Raw genomic sequence first — 7,070 nt, 5'->3', positions numbered from 1 at the left:
AGATCAATCTTGCGTTGGCGAAACCCTTGAGGTTTACGATGGATGTTCTTAACCCAACGCGTCACGCTCGCCACGCCAACATCAAACCGGGCCGCCACCTCGGCTATCGTAAGTCCTTTTTTCTCTCTAACAGACAGGACTTTACGGCGGAAATCCAGTGAATAGGCCATCTTTAAATTATAATCAAAATTATCTGGTTGTGCTATACTTGATCGCGTTATTAATTGGACTTGTGTTATTCCACAAACAGATCCGAACATTCAATTTCTGGGATAAAGCAACCTATCAGCTCCTCTGGATTTGTGTGTGATGAATGTTATGCATAATAAATTATTCAAGATTAGAATGCACCGTTACCTGGCAGATCTAGCTTTGCCACGTATTTGAAAGCACCTATAACACTTGGATATAACTGCATGACACCTGAAAAATTCATTAAGAGATGGACTGAAAATGATTTAACCGAAAAGGCAGGTACGCAACGTTTATTGAAGACTTATGCGAGCTGCTACAAATCAAAAAGCCACGCAGCTCCGAAGATTATTGTTACGAAAAAGGTGCCATTAAAGACGGCGGTGGGCAAGGCTGGGCAGATGTTTGGAAGCGCGATCATTTTGGATGGGAAAACAAGAAACCAGGGAGCGGCTTAAAAGCAACCTTGGCGCAGTTGCGAGAATATTCAGGCAATCTTGGCAACCCTCCTTTGCTAATTGTATGTGACCGCGAACGCATCCAAATTCATACCGCGTTTCGTGGCTACCCGGATGAGCCGCGTACCATCTTGCCAAAAGAAATCGGCGAGCCCGTAAACTTACAAATCTTGCGTTGGGTGTTTACCAACCCAGACAAACTCAAACCGTTAAAATCTAATGCAGCAATTACCACTGAAGCCGCAGGATAATTTGCCAGGCTGGCTAAAGCCATGCGCGAACGTGGTGTTGATCCTCAGCAGGCAGCACATTTTCTGACCCAGTGCATTTTCTGCATGTTTTCCGAGGACGAAGGCTTGCTGCACGACAGTCCGACGAGTGACAGCAAGATCTTTTCTCGCATCCTCAAAGCTGCCCATACAGATCCCAGCAAAACCGCGGATAGGATTAAAAAGCTGTTTGCTGCGATGCAAAAAAAGGGTGGTATATACGGTAATGACGATATTGCCTGGTTCAATGGCGGACTGTTCAAGATCATTGATGTACCGCCGCTTACTGAAAGCGATCTCTCTATTTTACGCCAGGCCGCCGAAAATTTGGACTGGCGAGCAATTGATCCAACCTTCGGCACCTTATTCGAACGCGACCGTGATCCAAGCTGCCGGGCGCAACTGGGAACCCATTATACCGATGTTGCTACTATCAATAAGCTGATCGAGCCGTTGATTACCCGGCCATTGAGTGCCGAATGGGTAGCCATCAAAACAGAAATAATTGCCGCATTGGAAAATGCCGACAAAACCAAAGCAGAAACCAAGAAAAAATACCGAAAAGCCGCAGCAGATCTGTATCACGGTTATTTGGAACGCCTGCGCAACTTTCGAGTGCTGGACGCGGCCTGTGGTTCGGGCAACTTTCTGTATCTAGCATTACATGCACTCAAGGATTTGGAACATTTCGCGCAATCGGACGCTGAGGTGTTAGGACTTGGTAAACAGCTCACTATCGAAACCGGTACTGACAATGTTCTCGGCATTGAAACCAACGAATACGCTGCTGAATTGGCAAGAGTGACAGTATGGATGGGCGACATCCAATGGTGCCAACGCAACGGCAGATCGATCCATAAAAATACGATCCTCAGTAGTCTCGATGGAATTCAACATCGTGATGCGTTACTCAATGCCGACGGCATTGAAGCGCAGTGGCCGGATGCGGATGTGATTGTCGGCAATCCGCCGTTTTTGGGGGATAAGATGATGCGTGGTGAACTAGGCGATGACTATGTCACAACCTTACGTAACTGTTACAAAGGACGCGTGCCAGGCGGTGCAGATTTGGTGACATATTAGTTCGAGAAAGCGCGGCAGCAGATTGCGAATGGTAACGCAAAGGCGGCGGGCTGAATGTCTACTAACCTCGATACGTCAGAAACGCAATCGCGTTGTATTGGAGGGTATTCAGCAATCGACAACTATTTTCGAAGCTTGGCCAGATAAGGACTGGTTTGATGCTGGAACGGCAGTTCGTGTGTCACTAGTATGTTTTGGCAGTCCAGGATTTCATACGATAAAATTAGCAGGTAAACCGGCAGCCCTGATTCATGCCGATTTGACTGCCAGCTCCGACGCCAGCACCGTTCTGGATTTGACTCAGGCGAAACTCCTGCCAACTAATAAAGACAGATCTTTTTTGGCCTATGTCTTGCTGGAACGTTTAAAGTGGACACCCCTACCGCGCTTGCTTGGCTGAAAGATACCGGCAATCCGAACGGTCGCCCCAACAGTGACGTAGTGCGGCCCATATACAACGGCTCCGATATCACTCGTCGCTGGGCAGGCAATTGGGTAGTGGATTTTGCTGGGATGGAACAAGAAGAGGCCGCTGACTATCTTAAACCCTTTGCCTACGTCGAGGAAAAATTAAGGCCTCTACGGATTAATAACAATCGTGCAGCTCGGGCGGAAAAATGGTGGCAGCACGGCGAGAAGCGCCCTGGAATGCGCTCTGCCCTTACCGGCCTGACCCATTACATCGCCACCCCGGAAACTGCTAAGCACTGCTTCTTTGTCAAATTCCCGGTGCAAGTGGCACCGGAGCACAGCTTGATTGTCTTTCCTCGGGAAGATGATGCGACCTTGGGCATCCTCTCTTCGCGCATGCACTGTATTTGGGCATTGGCAAAGGGTGAGCGCATGGGTTTAGGGAATGATCCCCGCTATAACGCTAGCCTCACTTTCGAGGCCTTCGCTTTCCCGCTCGACTTTAACCTCAAAGCCAAGACCATCCCCGAAAACATATACTTCAAGAATATTGCAGAAGCCGCAGCCGATTTAGCTGCCTGGCGGGAAAAATGGATTAACCCGGAAGGATGGTTGGATTGGGAACAGACAGAGGAAGAACGCGTAGCTGGTTTTCCGTCGCGGCTAGCTCCAAAATCAGAATACGCTGCAGATTGAAAAAAACGTACGCTGACAAATCTCTATAACGAGAGACCCACCGGTCTAAAATTACGTTGCGAGAAGCTCGATAAAGCCGTTGCTAAGGCGTACGGCTGGAATGACTACACGCCGGAAATGATAGATACGGAAATTCTGCAACGCCTGTTGAAATTGAACTTGCTGCGAACTACTAACAAACAACCATCAACAACTTCAGAAAATTCCGATGAACATCAGCAACAGCGCCAAGAAAATGAAGCTCTGCCCATGGAATTGCAACAACAAGTTCCCGGTTAGCCTTGCTCTTGAAAAGGAGCAGAAAGTAACATAGCCATTTTTATATTTTAATTTTTCATATAAAAATAAAATACAAATGACCATCCACTTGGAACAGCATTACTCAGGTCAGTATGAAAAAGGTTATGAATACCGCTATTTCGTGTTATCCAAACTCAACGACGAGCGGGTCTGGCAAACATCGGAGATCAATACTGTGGCATCGGTTTTATTTCAGAGCTAATTCTTTCTGCCAATCATATTTATCAGTTGATAGTCTGCTAGGGACAAACTGCTATACAACGATTTCCTTCAATACATCAGGGCGACGCTCGGCAATGGCAATCAGGGTTTTAGCTGCGCCACTGGGTTGACGGCGGCCTTGTTCCCACTCCTGAAGAGTTCTTACTGAAACGCCTAATAACTTAGCAAATTCAGCTTGGGAAAGACCCGATTTCTTGCGTGCAGAAATAACGGGAGACATAACCACGTGACTTTTTTTAGCAGCCATTTGCTTTACTGATTTAAGTAATTCAGCTTCCATGTCTCTGCTGTTTTCCCATGCTTCTAGTTCTTTATCAGTCAAAGGTTTTTTCGATTTCATGCTTGAATTCCTTTAGGGCGCCTCTAAAAATTCAGAGCTCTAAACAAGACAAGGCGAGAACAAAAAATGTTAACGCAGCATATAACTGATATGTAAGGAAACATTTTTTGAAAACAACGAAGTATTGTGACGAATTATGAATTTTTAGAGGTGCCCTTTAGAGTTTTAGCGCTAATAGAATCTAGTCTGCTTTTTGCATACATAAAGACTAACCAGATTTCACCATTAGCCAAACGATTAAAATAAATGATGCGTACACCACTGGATTTTCCATAGCCTGAACGACCCTAACGAACTTTTCGCATACCACCTGAACCTTTGACGACATCACCTATGTCTGGGTTCTGGGTCATGTAAGTGATGAATTCATTGTATTCTTGCTCCGTCCAGTAATGCGGCCAGAGACGTTCAAGTCTTCTGTTTCAGCGATGGTAGGCATAGCGCAATTATTCGTCATTGACGGGCAATGTCAAGCTAAGTGATTGGATACTATTTATGATAGGAAAAGGCAAGAGAAATATTCAAAACGATGGCTATTTATTTTTATTTTGTATCTTTATGCCAGCAGATAACAGTCATTTATAACCATCCGGCTTTCTTGAAACGAATATAAAGGAAGACACAGGCCGAGCAGATGGCTAGCAGCGCGATGAGATAACCATATTCCCATTCCAATTCGGGCATGTGCTCGAAATTCATTCCCCAAATCCCAGCCAAGGCCGTAGCAGCAGCGAAAATTCCACCCCATGCCGCTAGCCGTTTGCTCACCTCATTGTATTCAATAGCCACTATAGAGAGATTGACTTGGATGGCAGTGCTGATGGTATCTCGAATAGTGTCGATAGAGGCGTCGATCCGAAGCAAGTGATCATAGACATCCCGGAAGTAATCTCGGCTATTGTTGCACACTGCCGGGCCACGGCTGCTAGATAACTTACCAGCTACTTCCATGAGCGGAGCTACAGCGTGTTTTAGGACCATGACCTTGCGCTTAAGCCCATAGAGACGCTCAATATTCGTACGAGCAGCTCCCTTGGAAAAAATCTGCCCTTCGATTTCTTCCAGTTCTGATTCCAAATGGTCGATTATTGGGAAATAGCGATCCACCACTGCGTCCATCAGAGCATATAGCACAAAGGCAGGCCCTTGCTTTAGGAGGTGTGGTTCTTGTTCACAGCGTTTGCGTACACCCAGGAAATGGCGTTGACTTCGGTTTCTGACCGAAAGGACATAGTTATGTCCGACAAAGATGTGCATTTCTCCGAGGCTGCTTTCCTCATTGTCAAGCTCAAGCAGATGCATTACCACGAAAAGGGAGTCACCATATTCTTCCAGTTTGGGGCGTTGATGACCGTGACGCGCATCTTCTACAGCAAGTTCATGGAGATTGAACTCTTCCTTCATCCTGCTCAGTTCCTCGGGCGTTGCATCCTGCAGCGCAACCCAGACAAAACATTCCGGCCGTTCCAAGTAATCACTGATTTCCTCTACATTGAGATCGGCTACACGCTTACCGTTTTCATAAGCTACACAATTAATGAGCACAATTGAATCCTTATCATTTATCAAGACGCTTGCAAAAGTCCTTTCGTTAATTACTAATTAGCTTTTTATTAGTATTGATTCTTAAAAATAGAGTTTTGTAAAATCCTCTTATTTCATTTCCAAATCAAACATGACACAAAGGCGAGCCGCAGACAGGATAAATAATACGGCAAGGTAAAGCCGACAAAATCAGTTTTGATTTAGAAATGGGTACCTATTTGATTTGGCAAATGAATTATATCGTCGGTAAAAACTTCTCTTGGCTACTTCGACCACTATTAGATAGGTTATCACCATCACTGCCAGAATAAAATAGAACCGGGCAGGCGGAGGAACAAAACCAAAGTATGTCCCCAAAGGAGTAAATGGAATGATCACAGCTAACACCACAACAGTAAGGGAAGTCGCGACTAAGATTGGGTGGGCACGGCTTTTGAGTGGATTGCCACGAGTGCGTATAATAAAGATTACCAGCACTTGAGTGCATAGGGATTCGATAAACCAGCCAGTTTGAAACAATGCTTCATCTGCCTCGAGCAATGTAAGCATGATATAGAAAGTCAGGAAATCAAACACTGAACTGATAGGTCCGATCACCAGCATGTAATTTCGTATAAAGTTTATATCTAACTCCCTCGGTTTTCGAAGTTCTTCAGCATCTACTTTATCCAGGGGAATCGGCACTTCAGACAGGTCATATAAAATATTGTTGAGCAATATTTGAGTGGGTAACATGGGTAGGAAAGGCAGGAATAAGGCTGCGCCGGCCATGCTAAACATATTACCAAAGTTAGAGCTGGTGCCCATCATGATGTACTTCATTATATTGCCAAAGGTACGCCGGCCTTCCAATACGCCAGCATGGATGACATTCAAGTCATGATTCAGCAGAATCATATCGGCCGCTTCCTTAGCGACATCGACAGCGGAATCAACCGATAAGCCTACATCCGCTGAGTGAAGTGGCGGCGCATCATTAATGCCGTCTCCGAGATAACCTACTACATGACCACGGGCTTTAAGTGCCAAGATCACACGGTCTTTTTGAGAGGGGTTAACCCGGCAAAACAAGTTTGCACTTTCTACTTTAACACGTAAAGCTGAATCATCCATTTGTGCAATCTCTTTACCCGTCAATATTCCTATTATTAGAATTTTTAACTGAGTACAGATATGCTGTGTCACAAGCTCACTATCACCCGTAACAATTTTCACCATTACATCACTTTTCTGGAGAGCGGATAGAGCGGCACTCGCGCTTGCTTTAGGGGGATCAAGAAAGCAAGCAAAACCTGCAAATACGAGTCCTGTTTCATCGCTGAGCACGGCATGAGGATGATCCAATGGAACTTCGCGCCAGGCAATACCTAATACACGAAAACCCTCTTTCTCAAAAGCAGCAAGCTTTTCGTGTATCTGTTCGCGGGATGGCTGATCTAGTGGTGTCTGGATTTTATTATCCCGTGTTTCATATAGCAAAACCAGCTAGAAATGATTCAAAGAGTATTCTCATTGTCTCATCTAGCACAAATGGGCATACGCCAAAATACTGCG

General features: G+C 45.5%; 10 protein-coding genes. 6 read left to right on the top strand and 4 right to left on the bottom strand.

What is annotated here, in order from left to right:
- Nucleotides 1-170, bottom strand: a 170-nt coding sequence (locus tag BM122_RS14905) for an IS630 transposase-related protein (protein WP_143083316.1), incomplete at its 3' end; no start/stop codon positions are given.
- A 317-nt stretch (nucleotides 171-487) separates the two neighbouring features.
- Between BM122_RS14905 and BM122_RS26165 the strand changes: the two genes are divergently transcribed.
- The 6 genes from BM122_RS26165 to BM122_RS22530 all read left to right on the top strand — a co-directional run bounded on the left by BM122_RS26165 (nucleotide 488) and on the right by BM122_RS22530 (nucleotide 3,611).
- Entirely contained in the window at nucleotides 488-901 is a 414-nt protein-coding gene (locus tag BM122_RS26165; RefSeq protein ID WP_371264933.1) for a hypothetical protein, read from the top strand.
- 21 nt (nucleotides 902-922) lie between these two features.
- A complete protein-coding gene (locus tag BM122_RS14890) occupies nucleotides 923-2,002 on the top strand; it encodes a DNA methyltransferase (RefSeq protein WP_074906383.1) in 1,080 nt (359 codons plus the stop codon).
- Between the two features lie 28 nt (nucleotides 2,003-2,030).
- Nucleotides 2,031-2,402, top strand: a complete 372-nt coding sequence (locus tag BM122_RS14885; protein ID WP_074906381.1) for a hypothetical protein — start codon at nucleotides 2,031-2,033, stop codon at nucleotides 2,400-2,402.
- A complete protein-coding gene (locus BM122_RS22535; RefSeq protein WP_074906380.1) occupies nucleotides 2,372-3,109 on the top strand; it encodes a class I SAM-dependent DNA methyltransferase in 738 nt (245 codons plus the stop codon). The genes BM122_RS14885 and BM122_RS22535 overlap by 31 nt, the downstream gene beginning before the upstream one ends.
- Nucleotides 3,110-3,226: 117 nt before the next feature.
- On the top strand, nucleotides 3,227-3,388 hold the full coding sequence (locus BM122_RS23440) for a hypothetical protein (protein WP_177198154.1): 162 nt from the start codon (nucleotides 3,227-3,229) through the stop codon (nucleotides 3,386-3,388).
- Between the two features lie 76 nt (nucleotides 3,389-3,464).
- Nucleotides 3,465-3,611: a hypothetical protein gene (locus BM122_RS22530; protein ID WP_177198153.1), complete on the top strand. Its 147-nt coding sequence runs from the start codon at nucleotides 3,465-3,467 to the stop codon at nucleotides 3,609-3,611.
- Nucleotides 3,612-3,662: 51 nt separating this feature from the next.
- Here the strand turns inward: BM122_RS22530 and BM122_RS14875 are convergent, their stop codons facing one another.
- The 3 genes from BM122_RS14875 to BM122_RS14860 form a co-directional block, all read right to left on the bottom strand.
- Nucleotides 3,663-3,971: a helix-turn-helix domain-containing protein gene (locus BM122_RS14875; RefSeq protein WP_074906379.1), complete on the bottom strand. Its 309-nt coding sequence runs from the start codon at nucleotides 3,969-3,971 to the stop codon at nucleotides 3,663-3,665.
- A gap of 579 nt (nucleotides 3,972-4,550) precedes the next feature.
- The gene (gene corA / locus BM122_RS14865) at nucleotides 4,551-5,516 is read right to left on the bottom strand and encodes a magnesium/cobalt transporter CorA (protein ID WP_074906390.1); all 966 of its coding nucleotides are present in this window, start codon (nucleotides 5,514-5,516) and stop codon (nucleotides 4,551-4,553) included.
- 189 nt (nucleotides 5,517-5,705) lie between these two features.
- Nucleotides 5,706-6,995 (bottom strand): HAD-IC family P-type ATPase, encoded by a 1,290-nt coding sequence (locus BM122_RS14860; protein WP_256212091.1) that lies wholly within the window; start codon nucleotides 6,993-6,995, stop codon nucleotides 5,706-5,708.
- Nucleotides 6,996-7,070 lie beyond the last annotated feature (75 nt).

The sequence above is a fragment of the Nitrosomonas communis genome, assembly GCF_900114745.1.
Lineage (GTDB): Bacteria > Pseudomonadota > Gammaproteobacteria > Burkholderiales > Nitrosomonadaceae > Nitrosomonas > Nitrosomonas communis_A.
The sequence above is the reverse complement of the archived record's forward strand: the minus strand, read 5'-3'. Positions and strand labels throughout refer to the sequence as shown.

Bases quoted from the DNA above. Each gene is read 5' to 3' on its own strand.
- BM122_RS14890 (WP_074906383.1), top strand. From the start codon at position 923: ATGCGCGAACGTGGTGTTGATCCTCAGCAGGCAGCACATTTTCTGACC.
- BM122_RS14885 (WP_074906381.1), top strand. From the start codon at position 2,031: ATGGTAACGCAAAGGCGGCGGGCTGAATGTCTACTAACCTCGATACGT.
- BM122_RS23440 (WP_177198154.1), top strand. From the start codon at position 3,227: ATGATAGATACGGAAATTCTGCAACGCCTGTTGAAATTGAACTTGCTG.
- BM122_RS22530 (WP_177198153.1), top strand. From the start codon at position 3,465: ATGACCATCCACTTGGAACAGCATTACTCAGGTCAGTATGAAAAAGGT.
- BM122_RS14875 (WP_074906379.1), bottom strand. From the start codon at position 3,971: ATGAAATCGAAAAAACCTTTGACTGATAAAGAACTAGAAGCATGGGAA.